This window comes from Campylobacter canis (assembly GCF_045504005.1).
GTDB classification, from domain to species: domain Bacteria; phylum Campylobacterota; class Campylobacteria; order Campylobacterales; family Campylobacteraceae; genus Campylobacter_A; species Campylobacter_A canis.
On sequence record NZ_JBJJXH010000002.1, the window covers coordinates 234,930 to 257,624 of the forward strand.

The 22,695-nt window shown below is 38.7% G+C and carries 20 protein-coding genes; 5 read left to right on the plus strand and 15 right to left on the minus strand.

All coding sequences use genetic code 11. The features are described from left to right. The 8 genes from ACHJH3_RS03340 to ACHJH3_RS03375 all read right to left on the minus strand — a co-directional run bounded on the left by ACHJH3_RS03340 (window position 1) and on the right by ACHJH3_RS03375 (window position 7,615). Window positions 1–1,356 carry a coproporphyrinogen III oxidase family protein gene (locus ACHJH3_RS03340; protein WP_407063570.1) on the minus strand — a complete coding sequence of 452 codons (1,356 nt, stop codon included), beginning with the start codon at window positions 1,354–1,356 and terminating at the stop codon, window positions 1–3. 387 nt (window positions 1,357–1,743) lie between these two features. Continuing rightward, entirely contained in the window at window positions 1,744–2,241 is a 498-nt protein-coding gene (locus tag ACHJH3_RS03345; RefSeq protein ID WP_407063571.1) for a YajQ family cyclic di-GMP-binding protein, read from the minus strand. Beyond that, window positions 2,242–3,174, minus strand: coding sequence for a D-2-hydroxyacid dehydrogenase (locus tag ACHJH3_RS03350; RefSeq protein ID WP_407063572.1), 933 nt, complete (start codon window positions 3,172–3,174; stop codon window positions 2,242–2,244). It abuts the gene before it with no gap. Window positions 3,175–3,176: 2 nt separating this feature from the next. Beyond that, window positions 3,177–4,358, minus strand: coding sequence for a glutathionylspermidine synthase family protein (locus tag ACHJH3_RS03355; RefSeq protein ID WP_407063573.1), 1,182 nt, complete (start codon window positions 4,356–4,358; stop codon window positions 3,177–3,179). Beyond that, entirely contained in the window at window positions 4,358–4,960 is a 603-nt protein-coding gene (locus tag ACHJH3_RS03360; RefSeq protein ID WP_407063574.1) for a UPF0323 family lipoprotein, read from the minus strand. Before ACHJH3_RS03360 ends, ACHJH3_RS03355 begins: the two co-directional genes overlap by 1 nt. Then, a complete protein-coding gene (locus ACHJH3_RS03365) occupies window positions 4,957–5,694 on the minus strand; it encodes a DNA-binding protein (protein ID WP_407063575.1) in 738 nt (245 codons plus the stop codon). The genes ACHJH3_RS03360 and ACHJH3_RS03365 overlap by 4 nt, the downstream gene beginning before the upstream one ends. Window positions 5,695–5,789: 95 nt before the next feature. Then, a complete protein-coding gene (gene rpsU, locus ACHJH3_RS03370) occupies window positions 5,790–6,002 on the minus strand; it encodes a 30S ribosomal protein S21 (RefSeq protein WP_169943001.1) in 213 nt (70 codons plus the stop codon). A gap of 113 nt (window positions 6,003–6,115) precedes the next feature. Next, window positions 6,116–7,615 carry an FAD-dependent oxidoreductase gene (locus ACHJH3_RS03375; RefSeq protein WP_407063576.1) on the minus strand — a complete coding sequence of 500 codons (1,500 nt, stop codon included), beginning with the start codon at window positions 7,613–7,615 and terminating at the stop codon, window positions 6,116–6,118. Between the two features lie 149 nt (window positions 7,616–7,764). On the opposite strand from ACHJH3_RS03375, the gene ccoG reads away from it, so the two are divergent. From ccoG to ACHJH3_RS03400, 5 genes are all read left to right on the plus strand, one after another. Beyond that, on the plus strand, window positions 7,765–9,108 hold the full coding sequence (gene ccoG, locus ACHJH3_RS03380) for a cytochrome c oxidase accessory protein CcoG (protein WP_407063577.1): 1,344 nt from the start codon (window positions 7,765–7,767) through the stop codon (window positions 9,106–9,108). A gap of 71 nt (window positions 9,109–9,179) precedes the next feature. Beyond that, a complete protein-coding gene (locus tag ACHJH3_RS03385) occupies window positions 9,180–9,812 on the plus strand; it encodes a TetR/AcrR family transcriptional regulator (RefSeq protein ID WP_407063578.1) in 633 nt (210 codons plus the stop codon). Between the two features lie 104 nt (window positions 9,813–9,916). Further along, complete coding sequence (locus ACHJH3_RS03390) at window positions 9,917–11,035, plus strand: efflux RND transporter periplasmic adaptor subunit (protein WP_407063579.1); 1,119 nt, start codon at window positions 9,917–9,919, stop codon at window positions 11,033–11,035. Continuing rightward, window positions 11,036–14,173: an efflux RND transporter permease subunit gene (locus ACHJH3_RS03395; RefSeq protein WP_407063580.1), complete on the plus strand. Its 3,138-nt coding sequence runs from the start codon at window positions 11,036–11,038 to the stop codon at window positions 14,171–14,173. It begins immediately after the preceding gene. Beyond that, window positions 14,166–15,536, plus strand: a complete 1,371-nt coding sequence (locus tag ACHJH3_RS03400; protein WP_407063581.1) for an efflux transporter outer membrane subunit — start codon at window positions 14,166–14,168, stop codon at window positions 15,534–15,536. The genes ACHJH3_RS03395 and ACHJH3_RS03400 overlap by 8 nt, the downstream gene beginning before the upstream one ends. A gap of 43 nt (window positions 15,537–15,579) precedes the next feature. On the opposite strand, the gene purN is transcribed toward ACHJH3_RS03400, so the two are convergent. Genes purN through tig form a run of 7 tightly spaced genes read right to left on the minus strand, consistent with a single transcriptional unit; the run spans window position 15,580 to window position 22,578 of the window. Further along, complete coding sequence (purN, locus tag ACHJH3_RS03405; protein ID WP_407063582.1) at window positions 15,580–16,158, minus strand: phosphoribosylglycinamide formyltransferase; 579 nt, start codon at window positions 16,156–16,158, stop codon at window positions 15,580–15,582. Next, window positions 16,140–17,549: an NAD(P)H-hydrate dehydratase gene (locus tag ACHJH3_RS03410; RefSeq protein ID WP_407063583.1), complete on the minus strand. Its 1,410-nt coding sequence runs from the start codon at window positions 17,547–17,549 to the stop codon at window positions 16,140–16,142. Before ACHJH3_RS03410 ends, purN begins: the two co-directional genes overlap by 19 nt. Next, on the minus strand, window positions 17,546–19,066 hold the full coding sequence (locus ACHJH3_RS03415; RefSeq protein WP_407063584.1) for a YifB family Mg chelatase-like AAA ATPase: 1,521 nt from the start codon (window positions 19,064–19,066) through the stop codon (window positions 17,546–17,548). Before ACHJH3_RS03415 ends, ACHJH3_RS03410 begins: the two co-directional genes overlap by 4 nt. Then, window positions 19,063–19,581, minus strand: a complete 519-nt coding sequence (gene def / locus ACHJH3_RS03420) for a peptide deformylase (RefSeq protein WP_407063585.1) — start codon at window positions 19,579–19,581, stop codon at window positions 19,063–19,065. Before def ends, ACHJH3_RS03415 begins: the two co-directional genes overlap by 4 nt. After that, window positions 19,581–20,600 (minus strand): GGDEF domain-containing protein, encoded by a 1,020-nt coding sequence (locus ACHJH3_RS03425; protein ID WP_407063586.1) that lies wholly within the window; start codon window positions 20,598–20,600, stop codon window positions 19,581–19,583. The genes def and ACHJH3_RS03425 overlap by 1 nt, the downstream gene beginning before the upstream one ends. An 11-nt stretch (window positions 20,601–20,611) precedes the next feature. Beyond that, window positions 20,612–21,202 carry an ATP-dependent Clp endopeptidase proteolytic subunit ClpP gene (clpP, locus tag ACHJH3_RS03430; RefSeq protein ID WP_169943013.1) on the minus strand — a complete coding sequence of 197 codons (591 nt, stop codon included), beginning with the start codon at window positions 21,200–21,202 and terminating at the stop codon, window positions 20,612–20,614. Beyond that, complete coding sequence (tig, locus tag ACHJH3_RS03435) at window positions 21,199–22,578, minus strand: trigger factor (RefSeq protein ID WP_407063587.1); 1,380 nt, start codon at window positions 22,576–22,578, stop codon at window positions 21,199–21,201. The genes clpP and tig overlap by 4 nt, the downstream gene beginning before the upstream one ends. Between the last annotated feature and the right edge of the window lie 117 nt (window positions 22,579–22,695).

Here is a 22,695-nt window from a genome sequence, read left to right on the forward strand (position 1 = left end):
TTAAACTGCAGCTTTTGGCGAGATGACTGAGTTATCAAAATTTGGCTCAGTGTTTTCTTCCATTATGCGTAGTTTTTTGCTTCGTTTTATCTTTGCATCATCTTTAAATATCGCCCTTACCTTATCCATGCCAGCATAAAAATCACGCATCAAAACAAGGCAGATATACTTACCAAAAAACGTAGGTTTAATCACTCCGTTTTCTTCATAGATAGCATTTACAAGCTTAAGCAAATTTAGCTCGACAAAGAGCTCTTTATGGATGTTTGCACGGTTAAATTCATTGTATTTAGCTATATCGACTCCACCATCAAAAAGCTCAGTTAAGAATATGTATTTAAGGCGATCTTTTTTAGTAAAGCTGCATTTTGCGATGACCGGGCTTTCGTGGTTTTTAACCATTCTGCCGTAATCAAGCAGGTTAAATGCGTTTATGAGAAGTTCTCCGTTTAAGAAGCTAAACGCACCGCTTCCGACCCCAAGATATTCATGGTGGCTTCCTACGTATTCATCGCGTAAATTTGCATTATCGCGACCAAACGCCCAAGCGTTGCTTTGGTGATAATCACTGAAATTTTCACAAATTAGCTCATAAAACTCGCGCTCGTTATCGCTATCATCCACGCCAAGAGATCTGGCTATCGCATCGCGAGTAAGGGGTGATTTCATAAGCGGATAGAACGTTATCTGCTCAGGAGCGATTGATTTTGCGATTTTTATATCCGTTAAAAGCTGCTCTTTGGTTTGATTTGGAAGATTAAAGATAAGATCAAGGCTTATAGTAGGCAACACTCCCATAGCCTTTTTTAGCTTTTCTTGCAACACTTCGCTTGAGCCAAAGCGATCATATCTGGCTACTTTTTTTAAGATGTCATCGCTAAAGCTTTGCACGCCTACGCTTAGACGATCGATCAGTCCTTGAAACCTCTTTAAATTTTCAGGCTCTATGTGATTTGGATCGCTCTCGCAGGATATGTCTTTGATATCAAAGAGTTCTTTTGCAAGCACAAGCGTCTTTTCAAGCTCAGGTTCATTTATAAGTGTGGTTCCGCCACCGACATACATCGACGTGAAGTTAAATCCCGCCTCTTTAACCTGTCTCATCTCTTCGCGTAAATTTGCAAAATAATGCACCGCAAGCTCTTTTTCGTAGTGATATTTATGAAATGAGCAGTAAGGGCAAAAAGTGTGACAAAACGGCACGTGCGCATATAGCATATATTCGGTATCGGGCTTTGGAATTTTGTTAAATTTGTTATCCAAAATGTTTATATTTAGTCCGTTATAAAGTGACTTTTGCATAGAATTATGAGCATAATTAACTGCAAATTTCTCTATAATATTCTTAAAACCCATAATTAATTATCCTAACTAAAATATTTTTTAAACTTTAAATAGTAGCTAAAATTTTATTAAATTCTTCTTTTTATTTATGACGTTGATCTATAAACCAACCGCCAAATGCTAATTTTAGATATATAAAATCAAATTTCAATACATCTTGTATTGGCGGATTATTTTATAAAAAAGCTATAAATTTCAAGCTTTATAATTTAATTTAGAGCTAAAATAAAAGTCAAATTTGCTCTAAAAGCTTTTACAGTACGGATAAAATTTGATCTTATAAAACCTACTTCAAAATAGCCACTTACGATATTTTACTTTACTATAAATTCATTTTTTATAGATAGCTCAGGCTTAAAATCGCTCTTTATATTTAACTCTTCCGTTTTAAGCAAAAAATTATTTTAAATTTTTAAAACTAATTGGAAGCTCTAAGTTTAAGCCCTTAACTATCCTTATACACTCTTGCAGATCGTCAATCGACTTGCCGGTTACTCTTACCTCTTCACCTCTTATTGCGGCGCTTACTTTTAGTTTGGTGTCTTTTATTGCTTTTGTGATCTTTTTTGCGTTATCGCTATCAAGTGTGTCGTTTAATTTAAGCGTAGCTTTTATATTGCCTCCGCTTGCGCTTTCTCGTTTGGTTTCGCTAACCGCTACAGGCGGTATATTGCGCTTGATGAGCTTTGAGATGACGATATCTTTTAAAGCGTCGATTTTATTATCGCTTGAGCTAAGAAGAGTGATAAATTTGTCCTTTTCGTTTAGCTCTATTTCAGCGGCGATACCTTTAAAGTCATACCTTGCGGCAACTTCTTTTTTCGCTGTTTCAAGTGCGTTTTTTACCTCCATCAGATCAACTTGCGCACTTATATCAAAGCTATGTTCGCTAGCCATTTAACTCTCCTTTATAAAATCTTCTATATTTTTTACTATCAAATTTATGAGCTTCTCACGAGCCTCTTTGCTTGCCCATGCAACATGCGGAGTAATTATCAAATTTTCTTTGTTTTTGATATTTAAAAGCGGATGGTTTTGCCTCATCGGCTCACTTTCAAGCACATCTATGCAGGCTTTTAAATTTCGCTCATCTATCGCCTTAGCAAGTGCGGCTTCATCAACTATCCCACCACGTCCGAAATTCATAAGCACTGCGCCTTCTTTCATCAAATTTAGCTCTTTGGCAGAAATTAAATTTCGTGTTTTTTCATTAAGAGGGGCGTGTATGCTTATGATATCACAGCTCTTTAAAAGCTCATCTAAATTTTGCCTTTTAAACTCACCATTATCGTTTGCTCCGCTTGTTGAGTAGTAGCTCACGTTTGCGCCAAAAGCCACAGCTATCCTAGCCACGCTTCGTCCTATCTCACCAAGTCCTATGATACCGAAATTCTTACCGCTTATCTCGCCGATAGATCTATCTAAATTAGTAAAAATTTCGCTCTTTACCCACTCGCCGCTTTGCACATAATCATCATAAAATTTAATGCGATTTACTAACGCTAACAAACAAGCAAAAGTATGCTGCGCAACGCTGTTAGTCGAGTAGCCTGCGACGTTTTTAACGGCTATGTTTTTAGCTTTTGCATAGTCTAGATTGACATTATTCATACCTGTTGCACTTATGCAAATGAGCTTTAAATTTGTCGCGTCCATAACGTCACGGCCAATAATAACCTTGTTAGTTATCACGATATCAGCGCCCTTTAAACGCTCTACAGTCTCGCTTTTATCAGTCTTATCATAGCTTACAAACTCGCCGAATTTAGCAAAAACATCAAGGCTAACGTCGCTTCCTAAAGTTGAAGCGTCAAGGCAGACTATTTTCATGTTTAACCCTTTATGTAGTGTCCTACGAATTTAGAAGCGTTGTTTAAAATTTCTCCGCCTTTTCTATACCCGAGCGCGCAAGCCTCATAAGCAAAAAAGACTCCCGCCTGATAACTATCACCTCTTTCGTCTTTGTTAAATTCATAAAATTCTTGATATACAGCTCTGTTTTTATCGTATTCGCCATCACTGCTAACACTAACGCTTCCGTCAGCTTCTATAATGCTAACGTTTGCTCCTTCACGCCCAAATATAGGCTTTTTAACGCATTTTTTACTTACTAACGGTTTGTCTGAAGTCTCAAGCAAAAGCGGGTGATTTGGGTAAAGCTCCCAAAGAATTTTTAAAATGCCCTTGCTTTGAAACATAAGCGTATAAGCAGGATTTAAGATAATAGCTCTTTGATTTGCCATTATATTTTTAAGAATAAGTGCAAGCTCACCCTCCTGCACGGCGATATCCTCCCAAGGAATTAGCTTAAACCAGTATTCGTAATTTTCACCGCCCTTAAATATACCCTCTTCATCGTTAAATTCAACCTCATCAACATAAGCAAAATTCGTATGAAATCCGGCCTCTTTAGCGATATATTCAAGTATTTTTACGCTCTGTTCATCCTCAACACTGCCGGCAATAGAGCTAAATAGAATTTTCCAACCCTCATAAAGCTTGCTAAATTCGCTTGTATCCTCGCTAAGTGTTACAAGACGCTTGAAATTTTCTTTCAAAGCTTCGTAAAGATCGTTAAACTGCGAACTCTCATCCATACCGTTAAATTTCAAAATCGCCCACTGAATGATCGCGGTTTCAAAGATCACAGTCGGTGTATCGGCGTTAAATTCGATTAGTTTTATCGGCTTGCCGCCAAGTCCGCCCGCCAAGTCAAATCGCCCGTAAAGATGCCAGTGAACTTCGTTTTCCCAGCTTTCTTTTACAAGATCGACAAGATTAAAAGGTATGCCAACCTCGTGATAGAGGTTATTATCTATTATATGCTGCCCTGCGGTTACAAACATATCGTATAGCTCGTTTGCCGCCTCATAGTAGGCTTCAGCCTCCTGTTCGCTAACTTCCACAAGCTCATCCGCGATATAGGAGCTATCGTCACTATCTGTGTGCCAAGCAAAGCCGATATTTTCTAAAAATGCCTTATCTAAAGGCTTAACTTTTTTTAAATTTATCATCATCCACCTACTGATTGATTAGTCTTGCTTCCGCTACCGAAAAATCCACTCTTGCCGCCCGCAGGCTTGCTCGCCGAGCTTGTAGCCTTGGCTTTATTAAAGCTATCAACGCTTCTTGAGTAAGTTGAAGGATTTTTATAAGCGCTCTGGCGATGGTTTTGAAAAGCTTGATTGTTAAAAAGCTTATTTCCTATCCAGCTTCCTATCAAATACCCCGCAGCAGAAGCTAGTAATGTCTCGCCGAGACTAAGCCCACCGCTACTAAGCTGCGCATCAGGCTTTGTCAAATTTGAAGTGCCGTTATCGATCTTAGCGTTTTCTTCGGCGATTAGCTTATCCATCTCCTCTTTTGTTAGCACTCTTTCAGTGCCATCAAGCTGCTTTAACACGACTCTGGTTTCGCTGCTTGGATACTCTTCAAGCACCTTATAAGACCCTTTCGCCGTCTCTTCGATGATAACAAACGCTCCTTGCGCTTGAGTATCCTCGCGCACTACGCTTTGATCTTCTCCTCCTCCGCTACATCCGGCAAGTCCCGCCATAACTATCGCGCCAAATCCGCCAACAGCCGCATAAGTCGCTATTTTTTTGATTCTTTTCATATTTCACCTACTATCTGTTTTATTGATTTTTCGTTTCTTACCCATATCACGCCGTCTTTAAATTTGATAAATTTCGACTTGCCGATATTTTTAATGATCAATTTTTGTATCTTTTTTTTCTTTTTGTTTTTTGAATTTAATCCATTTAAAAACTCGCTCAAGCTAAGCCACTTTTTGATCTTGGTTTCGTCTTTTTCTTTGCTTTTAAATTCTCTATAAGCTTGAGTTTCATGAACCTCTTCGCCTTCGTCAAATTCCACATCGATCGGGCGGATATACTCGCCGTTTTGTCTTGCTAAAAGCGGACGCTCAAGCATTTGTAAAAAATATCTAAATTTCTCGTCGCGCTCTTTATAAATTTCAGATATTTCATCTTTGTTAGCGATTAAAATTTCCTCTTTTTGAGCGTGCAAACGATTCTTATCCTCTTGCAAATTTCTATTTTGCTCTTTTAGTTCCTCAAGCTGCATTAGTAGAAATTTGATAAATTCGCTTTTTTCTTCTGTCGTTTCATTAGAATTTTCACTAACATTTTTCGTAGATTTTTTAGCGCTTGGCTTGGCTGTTTTAGATTTTGTTTGTGGCTCGTTAGTGGATTTATCGTCTTCAATTAAAACGTATTTAACCCCATTTTCGTCGATTGATTTTAAACTTTTTCGTCTTATCCTGTTATAAATCGCCTCTTTTGTTATACCTAAAACTTCGGCGGCTTCGCTAACGGATAACTTACGCATAAATTTCCTTTTCTTTAAAAATGCAGATATTATGGCAAATTTAGGCTAATAAAGAAGTTAAACTAACTAACACGAGGTTAGTTAGTTTAATTTGGTTAGAGTTTTGACTCGTAGCGTCTAAGCATATAAAGACGTTTAAGCATTTTTTTACGAGCTGAAATTTTTTGCTTTTTGCGAATTTCAGTCATAGGCTCGAAAAATCTTCTTGCGCGAACTTCCGTTACGATAAGATTTCTATCCACTTGCTTTTTGAATTTCCTATACGCTTCGTCAAAAGACTCATTAGGATGCACCTTGATTCCCGGCACGACCCTCACCACCTTTCGATTAAAATAGAGTGCGATTATACTTAAATTTTCTTAAATTTCAAAATTTGAGCTAAATTCTACTATCGTTTAAATTTAGCTCGCATATCACCGTTTTACTTTACTATATGCTCGGCCGCTATCATAGCAGAAGTTATGCAATCAGGCACAGAGCAGCTTGTAAGCCTGCTATAGCCGTGAACTCCGCCCGTAGCTTCGCCAACCGCATATAAATTTTTAATAGGGCTGTCATCATAAACGCTAAGAACTTCAAAATTTAAATTCGTTCTAACACCGCCTTGAGTGTAGCTTATACCCGGCGCTCCCAAGATAGCGTAAAACGGCGCTTTTGCTATCGGCGCAACGCTCTTTTTGCTTAGATCTTTTTTAAAGTCGGTATCGGCTTTTTCGCTTATTAGCTTATTATATTTTTCTATTTCACTATTTAAAGTTTGCAAATTTAGCTTAAATTCCTGCGTAAGAGCCTCAAGCGTGTCAAATTTTTTAAGCTTTCCGCTAGTTATAAATCCTTCAAGACGCTTTGGATCGTGACTTGAATTAAAGCCGACACTATCAAAAATAATCACAGGAAAAAGTGTCGAATCGTTATTTTGCATATTTTCTAAGATATTGTTTGACAGAGTTTGTCTATCGCCGTCCTCGTTCATAAAACGTTTTGTGTTTTTGCCGTCTACTATGATAGAAAATATCAAATCCTCTGTAGGAATTCCAAACGAATATCTCGCGAGGCTAAGTTGTACGGGCGTAGCTCCGGCTTTTAGCATTATCTTAAGAGCTCCCGCCGTTGCGCCTGCATTTGAAGGGGTATTGGCCAAAGAGAGTCTTGGATTTTGGATAAATTTAAACTCCTTATCCGCAGAATATCCTCCGCTGGCAAAGATAACGGCTTTTTTAGCTTTATAGAATTTAACCTCTCCTGAAGTGTTTTGGGCATCATCGTTTTTGAGTTTTCTGTCAAATTTATAATCCTCTCTTACTTTTAGCCCGATAACTACGCCGTTTTGATCTTTGATTATCTCATCGGCTTTTACTCTTTTTAGAGTTTTTCCGCCTTTGCTTTCAAAGTGCGCATTAAGAGTTTGTATGCACGCTCCGCCGCCATCTAGGGTCTCTAGGCTTCTTGCTACGCTATGTCCGCCAAGATGCTTTAATTTGTCTGCGTATTTTACGCCGCGAGCTTTCATAAACTCATACGCCCTTTTTGAATTTTCAGCGATTCTGCGAGTTTGGTTGATGTGGTTAAAGCCTCTACCGGCTTTATTTAGATCCTTGATAAAAAGCTCAACTGAATCCTTAATCCCCGCATTAACCTGCACATCTGATCCTACACAAGCAAAATCAAGCTGAGATATCACGGAATTTCCGCCGGTTCGAGACATCTTTTCAATTAGCACGGTATTAAGTCCGGCTTCGGCGGTTATGATACCCGCGACATTCGCGCTAAGTCCGCTTCCTACGATAAGTACGTCAAATTCACTGTCCCATTTGATCTCGTTTGTCTGATCGTTAGCGCTTAAATTCATAGCCCCTACGGCACTGATAGAAGCTGCCGCAAAGCCTGTTTTCAAAAACTCTCTTCTTGATAACTTTTTCATTCCGCCTCCTGTTTAAATTTTTCAGCTAAATTATAAAAAACAAAGCATAAAAGCTTAATTAATAGATATTTAATAAGTTTAAAATTATAATTTAGCAAAAAATATAATTATTTTGTAACTTACTGTTTTCAAATTTCAAAAGGATTTTTATGAGCGAGCAAAATTTAAAAAACAATCCGAACTACGCTAAAAAGCGTTATATGTTCTACGCAATCTTAACCTGTATCGCGCTTATCTTGCCTTTTGTTAAGATAAACGGCAATCACTTTTTTTTGCTAAGCTTTGACAAAAAGCAACTCCATCTGCTCTTTAACAGCTTTGACACGCAAGAGCTTTATCTGATGCCATTTGTGCTTATCATATTTTTTCTTACTATATTTTTTCTTACAACCCTTGGCGGAAGGGTTTGGTGCGGATGGAGCTGTCCGCAAACGATATTTCGCGTGATTTATCGTGATCTAATCCAAACTAAAATTTTAAAGCTTCGCAAAAATACGAACAATAAACAAAAGCCTATAGAAGGGCAAAATTTCAAAAAATTTGCAGGCATAGTTATATGGTCGGTCTTAGCCTGTTTGGCAGCAGCGAATTTCTTGTGGTTTTTTGTGCCGCCCGAGGATTTTATAAACTATGTTAAAAATGCCGGGGAGCATAAATTTTTAATGGGAATTTGGTTTTTTATAACGGTATTTATAGTATTTGACGTAGTTTGGTTGGCGGAGAAATTTTGCATATATGTCTGTCCTTATGCGAGAATTCAATCGGTTATGTTTGATGAAGATACGATACAAGTTATCTATGACGAACAAAGAGGCGGTAAAATTTACGATAAAAACATCAAGCTTTGGAAAAAACCGCCAGAGCCTGAAAACGAATGCACGGGATGTGAGGCATGCGTTAAAATTTGCCCTACTCATATAGATATAAGAAAAGGTATGCAGCTTGAGTGCATAAATTGCCTTGAATGCGTGGATGCGTGTAGTAAAGTCATGGGCAAGCTTGGCAAAAAGACGCTTATAGACTGGACGAGCGACAACTCGCTAAAATCCGGCAAAAAGGTTAATTATCTAAGATTTAGAACGGTCGCTTATATGGCTGTTATCGCCGCCACTACCGTTATCTTGGCATTCATGAGCACAAAAAAAGAATACATGCTGCTTAACATAAATCGCACGAGCGAACTATATAAGATAAAAGACAACGGCGAAATCGAAAACGCATATACGTTTTTATTCCAAAATACCGACAATAAAGATCATAGCTATTACTTTGACGTAAATGACACCAATATAAAAATAGCACGCCCTAAAGAGTCTATCGAGCTAAAAAGCGGAGCGAAAAAGAAAGTCGTAGTCGTTTTAACCTCTAAAAATTTAAACTTAAGCAACAAAAACGATGCGCCGATACATATCAAGATAAACGCTTACGCAAAAGACGAAAAAGAGAAAATAAGCATCGAAAGAGAGACGATATTTGTCTATCCTAAGCAATAATGAATTTAAATCTTAAATTTATAAATTTAATGATATAGTAAAAGCCAAATTTAAACTCGCAAGGAATAGCCATGACAAAAATGTCAAAACGTGGTCACGAAAGATATGAAAAAATAACACAAGTCGCGCTTGAGCTATTTTTAGAAAAAGGCTATGAAAACACCAGTTTAAACGATATTATCGATAAAAGCGGAGGCTCTCTTGCGAGTATATATAAATTTTTTAAGAACAAAGAGGGTCTTTTTAAAGCGATAGTAGATAAAAGCATAGATGAATTTTGTAACGAAATCGACGAAAAGATAGATCTAAAACTCTCTCATAAGCTTGAGGATTTTTTGCATAAATTCGCAACTGTATTTTTTGATATCATCTGCGAGAGAAAAACGACTTATATAGCCCGCACTATGATAATTGAAGGTTTTAAAAACGACTCCGCACTGGGCAAGATGTTTTTAGAGCAAATTTTAAATAAGATACATAAAATTTTAGTTGATTTCTTCAACCGAGATGAGATCAAAGCCAAGCTTTCAAGTGTAGACGCAGATCTTGCCGCAAGTTTATTCTGCGCTCTGGTAAGAAGCCCTTACCACTATAACGCCGTACTTCTAAATAGCGATATAACTTTATCAAAACAGCAGCGCGAAGAGCACGTTAAAATTTGCGTTGATCTATTCTTAAACGGAGTTTGTAAATCTAAAAATTAAACCAAAGTTAATTGACAAAAAAAATGAATAATAATATAATTGCGCAAAATAATTGTAACTTAAATTACAAAATATTACAAACCAAAATATCACAAGGTCACTATATGAAAAAACTTGCAAATTTTTCTCTAATAATGGGAATTTTAATATCTTTTTCGGGCTGCTTTAAGGACGATAAAGCAAATACTGCAGGTCAAAGACCGCAAATGCCGCCTGCAAAAGTAGATATCATAAAAGCCAAAAAAGAAGACATCCCGATAACTTTTGAATATCCCGCCAAAATCGTAAGCGACCAAGATGTAACGCTTCGTCCTAAGGTTTCAGGCACTCTTATTAAGCAGTATTTTAAAGCAGGCGATAGCGTAAAAGCGGGCGATAAGCTGTTTTTAATCGATCCTGAAAAGTATCAGGCAAGCTATGACGCTCTTGAAGCAAGCGTGGGCGTAGCAAGCGCAACTCTTAAAAACGCTCAAACCGAATTTAATAGAGTAAAAAAACTATACGAGAAAAAAGCCGTAAGCCAGAAGGAATTTGACTCTGCAAAAAGCGCTCTTGATATAGCAAATGCAACCTTGCTAAGCGTAAAGGCAAATTCCAAAAACGCAAAGATAGATCTCGGATATACGACAGTTGTTGCGCCATTTGACGGAATTTTGGGCGAAAATTTAGTTGATGTGGGCTCTTTTGTTTCAGCTAGCGCAACGGAGCTTGTAAGGCTAACCAAAATCGATCCGATAAGCGTTAAATTTTATATCGCCGATGTTGATAATCTAAATAGAGTTAAAAACGTAGAGGCAGGCTCTTGGGCGCAAAACGGCGCTAACGCCACGCTAAAAACGGGAGGCGAAATTTTAAAAGGCAAAGTAACCTTTATAGATAATGTAGTGGATGTAAACGTAGGAAGCGTTTTGGCTAAAGCGGAATTTGAAAACAAAGACGCAAAGTTAATGCCGGGAGCTTTTGCGAGCGTAGTCATGGATGGATTTTATCAAAAAGACGGATTTAAAATTCCTCAAGTCGCCATCCAGCAAGACGCTATGAATACCTTCGTACTTGTGCTAAAAGATCAAAAAGTAACGCAAAAAAACATAGAAATTTCATATCAGAAAGAGGACTATGCAGTAGTTAGCGGCGGACTTGAAGAGGGTGATTTGATCATCATAAACAACTTTAAAAAGATTAGAGTGGGAGCGGACGCGCAAGTTGATAAGGAGAAAAACTAGATGTTTTCTAAATTTTTTATAGACAGACCGATATTTGCTACGGTCGTATCTATAATCATAGTAATAGCAGGCGCAATGGCGATTAAAGGTCTGCCCGTAGAAGAGTATCCGCAACTTACCCCGCCTCAAATTTCAGTAAGCGCGGTTTATACGGGAGCTGATGCACAAACCATTGCGGATTCGGTTGCAACTACTATCGAAGATCAGATAAATGGCGTTGAAAATATGCTTTATATACAAAGCACTTCAAGCTCAAGCGGTACTATGGGCATAAACGTATATTTCAAGATAGGCTCTGACTCAAAACAAGCCGCAATCGATGTCAATAACCGCGTTCAAGCGGCTCTTGCAAAGCTTCCTAGTGAAGTTCAGCAAAGAGGAGTAACGGTAAGAGAAAGAAGCTCAAGCATACTTGAAGTTATCACTTTTACTTCCGAAGATATGGATATCATTAAGATGCACAACTACGTGCTTGCAAATATAGAAGACGAGATAAAAAGGGTAGACGGCGTAGGCGATACTGCGGTAATCGGCAATAAAGACTATGCTATGAGAATTTGGCTCAAGCCCGATCTGCTTGCGAAATTTAACATCTCGACAAGCGAGGTTATAGCCCAGATAAATCAACAAAACAAACAATACGCAACGGGCAAAATCGGAGAGCAACCAAATACCACCGATAACCCTTATGTCTTTTCCATTAGACCGGAGGGGCGATTAAAAAGCGTTCAGGAATTTGAAAATATCATCATAAGAACCTCAAAAGAAGGCACCATGCTAAAGCTAAAGGATATAGCCGAAGTCGAACTTGGGGCAAAGAGCTATGTATTTGAAGGTATGCTAAACGGCGAAAAGATGGTTCCTATGCTAATCTTTTTGCAAAACGGCGCAAATGCTCTAGCTACGGCTAACGCGGTCAATAAAAGACTTGAAGAGCTGGCTAAAACCTTTCCTGCGGGCTTTAAGCACACGGTTGCTTACAATCCTACCGAATTTATACAGGTGTCGATAAACGAAGTTATGAAGACCTTTATAGAGGCGATGATACTCGTAATGGTCGTTATATATATGTTTTTAAAGAGTTTTAGAGCTACAATCATACCTATGATCGCCGTTCCCGTCTCTATCATAGGCACATTTGCGGGGCTTTATGCGATGGGCTTTACGATAAATTTGATAACTCTTTTTGCTCTCGTGCTTGCTATCGGCATAGTCGTGGATGATGCGATTATCGTCATAGAAAACGTGGAGAGAATTTTACACGAAGAAAAAGATATAAGCGTAAGAGACGCTACCGTTAAGGCTATGGGGGAAATTTTTGCGCCCGTTATATCCATAGTGCTTGTTCTATCGGCTGTTTTTATCCCGGTTGCTTTTATGGAGGGCTTTGTAGGCGTTATACAAAGGCAGTTTGCGCTAACTCTTGTTGTTTCGGTTTGTATCTCAGGACTTGTGGCGCTTACTCTAACGCCTGCGCTTTGTGTTGTAATGCTTAAAAAGCAAGAGTCAAAGCCGTTTTGGTTTGTGCAAAAATTTAATGACTTTTTTGACTGGAGTACAAAAATTTTCAGCGCAGGAGTAGCTAAAGTCCTGCATCATATAATCCCAAGCTTCATCATCATAACCATAATGGGATATGCTATATTTACGCTGTTTAATAAAATTCCTTCAAGCCTAGTGCCATCAGAGGATAAAGGCTCGATCATAGCTATCACATCTCTTCCGCCGGCTTCGGTAATGGATAGGACAAAAAAGGAGATGAAGGATATAAGTAGCGCATTTACCAAAAATCCAAACATCGAATTTGTAACAGGGCTTGTAGGATATGATATGTTTGCCGGCGCACTTAAAGAAAATTCAGCCGTAGCCTTCATCAGACTAAAAGACTGGAGCGAAAGAAAGAGTCCGGATAGCTCGGCAAGTGCGCTAGTAGGGCAATTTAATAAGATATTTTGGGGTTCAAAAGAGTCTATGACCTTTGTCGTCAATGTCCCGCCGATAACCGGGCTTAGTATCACGGGCGGATTTGAGATGTATCTACTTAATAAAACGGGTAAGACTTACAACGAAATAGAAAAAGACGCCCTTAAGATAGTCGCCGCGGCAAATGCACGCCCTGAGCTTACTAGTGTGCGAACTACGCTTGAAACAACCTATCCGCAATATAATATAAACGTAGATAAGCAAAAAGCAAAGCTCCTTGGAGTAAGCGAGCCTAATATATTTAGCACGATAGCTGCTACAGTAGGCTCATACTACGTAAATGACTTTAACATGCTAGGAAAATCCTACGACGTTCAAGTAAGGGCTTTAGATAAATATAGAAATTCGCCTGAGGACTTTAGAAACATATTCGTTAAGTCAAATTCTGGCGAGATGATACCTCTAAATTCACTCGTTACTCTAAAACGAAGTGTAGGGCCTGACATAGTCGATAGATTTAACCTCTTTCCTGCGGCTAAAATTTTAGGCGATCCAAAGCCGGGATACACTTCAGGCGATGCGATAAGAGCCATAAGTGAAGTGGTTGCGCAAAATCTCTCAAGTGACGAATACTCCATAAGCTGGTCGGGAAGCGCCTTTCAAGAGGTTAGCTCACAAGGCACGGGCGCGGTAGCATTTGCTTTCGGCATGGTGTTTGTGTTTTTAATCCTAGCCGCACAGTATGAGAGGTGGCTTATACCGCTTGCGGTTATTACCGCAGTTCCTTTTGCCGTATTTGGCGCACTAGTAGCCACTTGGCTAAGAGGACTGCATAACGATATATATTTTCAAATAGGTCTGCTTTTACTCATCGGACTATCGGCTAAAAATGCGATATTGATTGTGGAATTTGCAATGCAAGAGCGTCAAAACGGAAAGAGCGTCTTTGAAGCTGCGGTAAATGCTGCAAGGCTAAGATTTCGCCCGATAGTAATGACATCTATTGCATTTACGCTCGGAGTTTTTCCTATGGTTATCAGCACGGGAGCGGGTGCGGCCTCTCGTCACGCGCTTGGCACGGGAGTTATAGGCGGCATGATAGCAGCAACCACTATAGCGCTGTTTTTCATACCGATGTTTTACTATCTGCTTGAAAATTTAAACAACAAATTTTGGGACAAAAAGCCAAAAACACAGGAGGTAGCCAATGCGTAATCTCATCATAATCATCGCTGCGATATTTTTTGCGGGCTGCTCGTTTAGACCCGACTTGCCCAATGTAGATACGAAATTTGAAGCAACTTATCAATTTACGAGCGATATAAAAGACAGATGGTGGGAGGAATTCGGAGATGAAAATTTAAATGCTCTTATAAACGATGCTCTTAACAACAACATAGATCTTAAAATCGCATTTTTAAATTTGCAAAAAGCAGAGGCAACGCTTGGAGTAAAAGAGGCTGATACTTTACCCAACGTAAATTTAAACGTCAGCACAAACAGAACCAAAAACAGCGGTCAAATACGCGGCGAGCAGACGATTGACTCTATATCTTTGGGGCTAAATTATGAGATTGATTTTTGGGGTAGAGTCAAAAACAGCATAGAAGCTGCCAAATCAAGCCTGCAAATGAGCAAATTTGATTATGATACGGCAAGACTTAGCATAAGCTCTATTGTGGCGCAAAGCTACTTCACGCTGGTTTCTTTAAATATGAAAGAGCAAATTTTAAAAGACACGGTTAAAAACTATGAAAATACTCTTGAATTTAGAAACTCGCAGTTTGAATTAGGCGCTATAGACGAGGTAGTTTATCTGCAAAGTAAAGCCGCCGTGCAAAGTGCTAAAGTAAATCTCATAGAAGTTCAAAATCAAAAAAGTTCGCTAATCACATCTTTAAGCATTTTAAGCGGTAAAACAAACGATGAAATTTTAAAAAGCTCCATAAAAAGCTCGAAAAATCTACCAAAAGAGCCCGAAATAAAAGCCGGAATCAGCTCTGACATACTCTTTCAAAGAAGCGATGTAGCAAGCGCTTATGAGAGCCTAAAGGCAACTAATGCCCTAATCGGCGTAGCAAAGGCTGAGTATTTCCCGACGATTTCGCTAACGGGATTTTTTGGATACTCAAGCGACAATCTAAAAAATATTTTTAAAAACAATGCCAATACATGGAGTTTTGGTGCCGCATTAGTTCAAAAGATATTTGACTACGGCAGAACTAAAAACAATGTAAAAATAGCTCAAACAAACGAGCAAATAGCGGCTTTAAACTACGAAAAAACGATCAAAACCGCTTTAAGCGAGGTAAAAGACGCTCTTACAAACAGAGAAAACGCCAAGCGATCTCAAGCCGAGATTAGCGATCTTTTAAGCTCTCAGCAAAAAATTTACAATATCGCTCAAAGCAAATTTGACGAAGGCTACAGCAGCCACCTAGAGCTACTTGATGCTCAAAGGAATTTGTTATCGACTAGATTGCAGGACGCAAACGCCAAACTAAATTCCATAAATTCGGCAGTTGGTGTTTATAGGGCATTTGGTGGAGGATTTAAGCTACAAGATACGAAGGAATAATTCTTTCGTATCGTATTTGCAAAATGCAAATTTTATAAAATATCTACGCTTTACAAAGAATTTTTACTATGCTTTCAGGCAAAATTTCATGCTCTATGGCGTGGATTTTTGCCTCAAATTCTTCAAGACTCATACCGTCGGTTTTCTCAAAGGCTCTTTGCATTATGAGCTTTCCGCCGTCAAGCTCTTCATTTACATAATGCACGCTAACACCTCCTACTAACATTTCGCTTTCAAAGCTCTCTTTGATAGCATGAGCGCCTTTAAAAAGCGGTAAAAGCGACGGATGAAGGTTGATGGCTTTTACGTTAGTCGTAAAAATAGGAGTTAAAATCCTCATAAATCCCGCAAGAACCGTTAAATCAATATCATGCTTTTTAATCTCGCTAACTAACGCCGCATCAAATTCCTCGCGCGAACTAAATTTCGTATGTTCTATAATCACGCTTTCAAGCCCGTATTTACGAGCTCGCTCTATGCCGTAAGCGTTAGCTTTGTTTGTAATTGTTAGCGCGACTTGGATTTTGATGTCGTTAAAAATTTTATTATGAACTCTTTGAAGGATAGCTTCTAAATTTGAACCGCTTCCGCTAAATAAAACCGCTATTTTTTTCGTAACCATTTAAGCCCTTTTATGATATCTTTAGGAGTTATCGAGTAGTTGTTTCGCTTTGATTTTCGCACGCTTAAAGCATGTGCAAGAGTACCGCTTATAGCCGCATCAAGCGTAGTGTAGCCTTGAGCGAGTAAAGAGATGATTATGCCACTTAGTGCGTCTCCGCTTCCTGCTTTTGCAAGCGCTGCACTGCCATAAGGCATCAGGTAAATTTCCCCCTCAAAAGCAATTATGGTGTTAGCGCCTTTTAAAACTAACACATTTGGAAATTTTTTGCTCCACATTCTGGCAAGTTCAAATCGATTTTCTTGCACCTCTTGCACACTAAATTTGCCAAATCCGCCAAGCTCTAAAAGCGAACAAAATTCCTTCGGATGAGGAGTTATAACTATCTCTTTTTTTGATTTTAAAAGCTCTATAGTAAGCTCTTCGTAGCACATATCGGCATCAATCACTAACGCCTTTTTGTTTTTAAGTGTGTTAAAAAGCTCTATTTTTTTAGCGTTATCAAGCTTTCCAAGCCCCATTCCAAGAGCCCCGTAAGCCATTTTTTCAGTTATTGAGCTTACATTCATTAAAAGCGGATCGGTTATTAAATTCTTAGACTCACTAACGATACTAACAAGCCCTGCTCCCATAGCTAAAGCCGATTTACCGGCTATTTGAGCAGCTCCGCTAAGCTCACCGCTAACTATAAAAACATGCCCGAATTCACTCTTGTTAGTGTTAGCTTTAATTCTAAAAGGCAAATTCATATCGCTTTTTAAAAGCCTGAAAGTATCCGTTACCCCTTCAAATTTACTAGACGCAAGCCCCAAATCAGCCACTTTTATCTTGCCTGTAAAATCTTTAGCAAAATCAGAATAAAGTCCGATTTTCGCAGCTCCCATCGTTATGGTTATATCGGATTTAAAAACAGCGCCGCAACTATTTCCAAGCTCATTAAGCCCACTTGGGATATCGCATGCTATCTTGTAAGCTTTTATTTCGTTTAAAGAATTTATAAGATTTATCGTTTTTTTATCCAAATTTCGGTTTAGTCCCGAGCCAAAAATCCCGTCTATAACGCATTTGTATTTGCCTATTTGTTTAACGGGTTTAACTCCAAGCTTAAATGCCCTATCAAGCTGGGTTTTAAGCATCTCGTTTTGCTTATCAAACGCCAAAAAGAGCTCGCACTCATACTCGCCGCTTAACATTCTAAGAGCGGCTGCTACGTCTGCAGCGTTATTTCCGCTACCGCAAACTCCTAAAATTTTTGCACCCTTCTTAACTATCTTGCGCACATGTTTTGCAAGAGCATTTGCGGCATTTTCCATCAAAATTTCGTTGCTTAAACCAAATTTTAAGCAAGCCGTTTCATCGAGTTTGGAAGTGTTTAAAAATAGTTTTTTCATGCTTCGCTCCTTACGCGAAAGCTTAAAGCCTCTAAGATATGAGGCTTTTTGATAATCTGCGAGCCGTCAAGATCGGCAATCGTGCGAGCTACTTTCAGGGTTTTATTTATGCCTCTTTGAGTAAGAGCAAACCGCCCAACCGACATATCCAGCACGATTTTAGCTTCACTATCGCAAATGCAAAATTTAGCTATCTCTTCATCGCTTAACTTACCGTTTAGTTCGCTTTGACCTCGCTTCATCTGCGCCTCAAAAACTCGCAAAACTTCACGCTGCATATCGGCACTCGTTATATCGCTCTTATCGCTACTTGCAACCTCGTCCATAAGCACGTGCAGGTCGATCCTATCCAAAAGAGGCTCGGAAATTTTAGCCTTATACCTTTTGATATCGGTTTCTAAACATCTGCAGTTTAGCTGTTTTGAGAGCAAATTTCCGCACGGGCATGGATTCATAGCGCCCACAAACATAAATTTCGTCTTGTAGGTTATCTTGGAATTGACTCTTGAGATGTGGATTTGATTATCTTCAAGCGGCTCTCGAAGGCTTTCTAAAATTTGCTTACCGAAGTGCGGAAGCTCGTCAAAAAACAAAATTCCGCCGTTTGCAAGTGCGATCTCGCCTATCCTTGCGCTTGCCGTTCCGCCTCCAAATATAGAGCTTTTAGTCGATGTATGATGCGGGCTTCTAAAAGCTCTAAGCGCGCTAAACTCATGATCTTGCAAATTTAGCGACGAGTATGCCGCACTGAGTAAAATTTCATCTAAATTTTGAGGCGGCAATATATATCTTAAGCGTTTTGCGCTCATGCTTTTACCACACCCCGGGCTTCCTTCAAAGATGATATTGTGCATACCGCAAGCTGCCATAAGGCAGGCTCTTTTAGCTCTGGCTTGACCTTTTACGTCTTTGAAGTCAAGATCAAATTTTGAGTTTATAACATAATTTTTACCGCAAATTTGAGTCAAATTTGCAAATAAAGGATGAGTATCTTTTACTAAACACTGTTTTTTAAATTCGTCATCAAGAAAAAATTTGATCGCTTCATCAAGCCTATTTGTCGCATAAATTTCCAAATTTGGTATCATGCCTGCGCTATTTGCTATCTCTTTTGGAACTAAAACTTTAGCCTTTTTAACACTTGCGCTTAGAAATAGCAGTATAGAAAAAAGAGTTGTCGTACTCTTAACACTTCCGTCAAGTCCAAGCTCGCCAAATACGAAAAATTCGCTAAAATTTCCGGCTTCTTTTTGTAAAGCTATCAAAAGCGCAATAGGTAGATCAAAATGACTTCCCGTCTTTGGCATATCCGAAGGAGAGAGATTTATGATGATTTTTTGTGCGGGAAAGGAGAAATTCTGAGCAAGAAGGGCTGATTTAACCCTTGCTTCGCTCTCTTTTATGCTCGTGCCTGCAAGCCCTACGATGCTAAGTGCGGGAAGACCTCTGTTAAAGGTTGATTCAACATCAACGATCCTCAGTCCGTCGGTGTAAGTCGCGCACTTTAGCGATTTCATAGATTTTTATCTCGAAGCTTCTTATACTCTTTATCAAATTTTTTTCGTTTATTGTAACCGATTTTTTCTATAAACAGATGTCCGTCAAGATGATCCATCTCGTGCTGAATAGCTACGGCTAAAAGCCCGTCCGCTTCAAGCTCACACTCTTTGCCGTGCCTATCTTGATATCCTAGAGTTATCTTTTCGGCACGCTTTACTTCCTCGTAAAATCCGGGCACGCTAAGGCAGCCTTCTTGGAAAATTTGCTCGCCCTCTTTGCGCAATATTTTCGGATTTATTATCTCAAGCAGGTCGGCTCTCTCTTGAATTTCAGTTTCTTCATTTACTAAATTTATAATGAGTGCACGAATAGGATTTTTTACCTGAATCGCCGCCAACCCAATTCCGTTTTTGGCTATCATCGTATCATACATATCGTCTAAAAATTTATGCAAATTTTCATCAAACTCGCTCACTTCAATTGATCTTTGATATAACCTCTTATCGGGATAAGTTAAAATTTCAAGTACCATTATTTACTCTCTACGATTACGTATTTTTCAAGGCTTCTGCCGCTTTTTATAAGGCTGTCAAGAGTTTGGGAAAGCACTTCTTCGACCGTTTTTGTAGTATTTAGATCACAAACGGCTATCTCCATATCGATTTCAAATTCTTCGTCGCTTATTAAAAACGTAGCCGCATAAAACATATCGGCAATCCGTTCGCAAGCCTTTTTCGCGCCCTCTATATCCGTATGCTTCATAAGCATGGCAAAAATTCCATCTCCATAGTGAGCTAATATATCGCTTCTTCTTGAAGTTTTTAGTAAAAATCTTGAGATATTTTTTAGCAATATCTGCCTATCTCTAACTCCAAGCATATCAACGGCGCTATCTTTTGGTTTTACAATCATAAAAGATGAGTTATAGCCGTATTTTTTGACGTACTTCATCTCCGAAGTCATGGTTTTTAGAAAAAATTTCTTGTTATAAATATCAAATTGAGAGTCATAAATCGACTGCTCTTCAACTACCTTAAAAACTCTGCTTATCTCTTCATAGTTCGTTTTGATAACGTCTATATGCTTGCCCATAAGCGCATTTAGCTTGTCTAAGTCCTCGTTAAAAGCATTAAACACATTTTGTGCAGTCAGTAAATTCGCATTTGATTCAAGGCTATCGGAGCGTTTTTTAATGATAGTTTTCATGATGCCTAAATTTTTATAGATAAGCGCAACGGCTTGAAGCATGCTCTTTATCTGAGCAAAGCTCTGCTTGATCTCTCGCTCGATGTAAATTTGTCTATCGTCTTCGATTCTGCCTATCTCATCTTCAATCTCTATGATCTCGCCCATCTTTTTTTTAAATTCATCGGGCTTTTTTTCAAGCATTTTTTCAAAAAAGATCGAATAATTTTTAGGAATGGAAGGGATATTCTCTTCGTTTAGCTCTTTGATGATATCTTCGGAAAAATCATAGATATTAAACTCGCCTTGATCTTTTTCCTTGATGGTTACGGTATTTTCAGCCTTTTTTTTATTAACTTTAATCAAATTTAACCTCGTTATTTAAAGCTTTTCTCCAAAACTTTATCGATTAGCCCATACTCTTTAGCTTCAAACGAACTCATGAAAAAGTCGCGATCGGTATCTTTGGCGATTTTGCTTAGTTTTTGACCTGTATTCTTAGCCAAAATAGAGTTTAAAATCTCTTTCATGCGCAAAATTTCTTTAGCTTGAATTTCTATATCCGTAGCTTGACCTCTAGCACCGCCTAAGGGCTGGTGTATCATGATACGGGAATTTGGAAGAGCATATCTTTTGCCGGGCGTTCCGCAACTTAACAAAAAAGCTCCCATAGACGCGGCTTGACCTATGCAGATCGTGCAAACATCGGGCTTTATATAGTTCATCGTATCATATATACTAAAGCCACTTGTGATAACTCCGCCGGGGCTGTTTATGTATAGATAGATATCTTTATCTGGGTCTTCGGCCTCTAAAAACAGCATTTGAGCCACGATAGAAGAGGCTATGCCGTCTTCTATCTCTCCGCTTAGCATTACGATACGATCTTTTAAGAGGCGAGAATAGATATCATAACTTCTCTCGCCCTTGCTTGTTCGCTCGATTACGTATGGGACGTAATAGCTCATTTATCTGCCTTTTTTGTTGTCTTTTTCTCAGCCTTTGGTTCGTCTTTTTCTTTGGCTGCTTTTTTAGACTCTTTTTCAGCTTTTTCTTCTTTTTTGTCAAACATCTCGTTAAATAGCTTTTCTTCTATCATAGACATTTTTATAGCCGGTAAAACTCCTTGATTTTTGTAGTTTTCAAGGTGTTGTTTCGGATCAAGTCCCGATCTGTAAGCCTCAAAATAAACAGCTTGGATAAGCTCTTGATCGCTTACGGCTACATTTCTTCTTCTAGCAAGCTCATCTATGATAAACGTTAGTTTTACGCTCTTTTGCGCATCTTCACGGAATGTCTCGCGCTTTTTAGTTAGAGCGTCTTTATCGTCTCTGAAGCTCTTCATCTCATCTTCGCTAAAGCCGTTCCATGCACCGCGGAATTGCATATCTATCTCTTGCTCTACGATGTTTTTTGGTATATCAAATTTATACTTTTCGACTATAGCTTCTGCGAATTTCGGCTTAAGCTCTTCATTTACCAGCTTATACTGCTTATCGGCTCTGATTTGATCTTTAATTCTCTCTTCAAGAAGCTCAACGCTAGCGTTTTCCTCATTTGGCATAAGTTGTTTTAACAGCTCTGCGTCTATCTCTTTTGCTACGTTTTTGCCTTGAATTTCATGGAGTTTTACTTTAAACACAGCCGCTTTGCCTGCTAAATTTGGTGCACCGTACTCGGCAGGAAATGTTACTTCTACATCTTTTTCTTCACCGACTTTTAGACCGATCATTCCATCTTCAAAGCCCGGTATAAACTGACCTGAGCCTATCTCAAGCACATATCCTTCAGCCTTGCCGCCGTCAAACGCAACGCCGTCCACAAAGCCCTCAAAATCAAATTTAGCAAAGTCGCCTTTTTCTAGCTTTTTCTTATCAACTTTCTCAAGTGGAGCTACCATCTTTAAAAGTTCGTCTTTTTTCTCGTCAATCTCTTTTTTCATAACTCGAGGAGTTGAAAATTCAGGTATAAGCTCTTCGTATCCGTCCAAATTTACGACAGGTTTAAATGAAATTTCTATCTCGGTATCGATAGCGCCCTCTTCTCTTTCAAATTTTATAAACATCGGCTCGCCGATAACCTCATCTGTTTTTCTATTAAGCTCTTTTAAAGCGGCGTCTATAAGATCTTTTAAAGCGTCTTGTTCCGCATCGCTAGTTAGCTCTTTTTCATATCTTTTTAAGACTAAATTTACAGGCACTTTACCAACTCTAAAGCCTTCCATTTTCATATTTTTAGCTGCTTTTTTAGCAAGATTTTCAAGCTTTGATTTTATCTCTTCGCTTGAGATTTTAGCCGTTACCGAAGCGTTGGCAGTGTCTATAACTTTGGTTTTGAGTTCCATTTATTTCCTTTTAAAAATAAAAATTTTCTAATGAATATATCAAATTTTTCCTTATTAGTTGTATAAATTTGAAATTTATCAATGCAAAAGGCGCTTTAATGTAAAATGTGGCTAAAT

Coding starts and splice junctions, on each gene's coding strand:
- ACHJH3_RS03360 (WP_407063574.1), bottom strand. CDS start 4,960: ATGAAAAGAATCAAAAAAATAGCGACTTATGCGGCTGTTGGCGGATTT.
- ACHJH3_RS03395 (WP_407063580.1), top strand. CDS start 11,036: ATGTTTTCTAAATTTTTTATAGACAGACCGATATTTGCTACGGTCGTA.
- clpP (WP_169943013.1), bottom strand. CDS start 21,202: ATGAGCTATTACGTCCCATACGTAATCGAGCGAACAAGCAAGGGCGAG.
- def (WP_407063585.1), bottom strand. CDS start 19,581: ATGGTACTTGAAATTTTAACTTATCCCGATAAGAGGTTATATCAAAGA.
- ACHJH3_RS03355 (WP_407063573.1), bottom strand. CDS start 4,358: ATGATAAATTTAAAAAAAGTTAAGCCTTTAGATAAGGCATTTTTAGAA.
- ACHJH3_RS03345 (WP_407063571.1), bottom strand. CDS start 2,241: ATGGCTAGCGAACATAGCTTTGATATAAGTGCGCAAGTTGATCTGATG.
- purN (WP_407063582.1), bottom strand. CDS start 16,158: ATGGTTACGAAAAAAATAGCGGTTTTATTTAGCGGAAGCGGTTCAAAT.
- ACHJH3_RS03400 (WP_407063581.1), top strand. CDS start 14,166: ATGCGTAATCTCATCATAATCATCGCTGCGATATTTTTTGCGGGCTGC.
- ACHJH3_RS03375 (WP_407063576.1), bottom strand. CDS start 7,615: ATGAAAAAGTTATCAAGAAGAGAGTTTTTGAAAACAGGCTTTGCGGCA.
- ACHJH3_RS03350 (WP_407063572.1), bottom strand. CDS start 3,174: ATGAAAATAGTCTGCCTTGACGCTTCAACTTTAGGAAGCGACGTTAGC.
- ccoG (WP_407063577.1), top strand. CDS start 7,765: ATGAGCGAGCAAAATTTAAAAAACAATCCGAACTACGCTAAAAAGCGT.
- ACHJH3_RS03390 (WP_407063579.1), top strand. CDS start 9,917: ATGAAAAAACTTGCAAATTTTTCTCTAATAATGGGAATTTTAATATCT.
- ACHJH3_RS03410 (WP_407063583.1), bottom strand. CDS start 17,549: ATGAAAAAACTATTTTTAAACACTTCCAAACTCGATGAAACGGCTTGC.
- ACHJH3_RS03385 (WP_407063578.1), top strand. CDS start 9,180: ATGACAAAAATGTCAAAACGTGGTCACGAAAGATATGAAAAAATAACA.
- ACHJH3_RS03340 (WP_407063570.1), bottom strand. CDS start 1,356: ATGGGTTTTAAGAATATTATAGAGAAATTTGCAGTTAATTATGCTCAT.
- ACHJH3_RS03415 (WP_407063584.1), bottom strand. CDS start 19,066: ATGAAATCGCTAAAGTGCGCGACTTACACCGACGGACTGAGGATCGTT.
- ACHJH3_RS03365 (WP_407063575.1), bottom strand. CDS start 5,694: ATGCGTAAGTTATCCGTTAGCGAAGCCGCCGAAGTTTTAGGTATAACA.
- tig (WP_407063587.1), bottom strand. CDS start 22,578: ATGGAACTCAAAACCAAAGTTATAGACACTGCCAACGCTTCGGTAACG.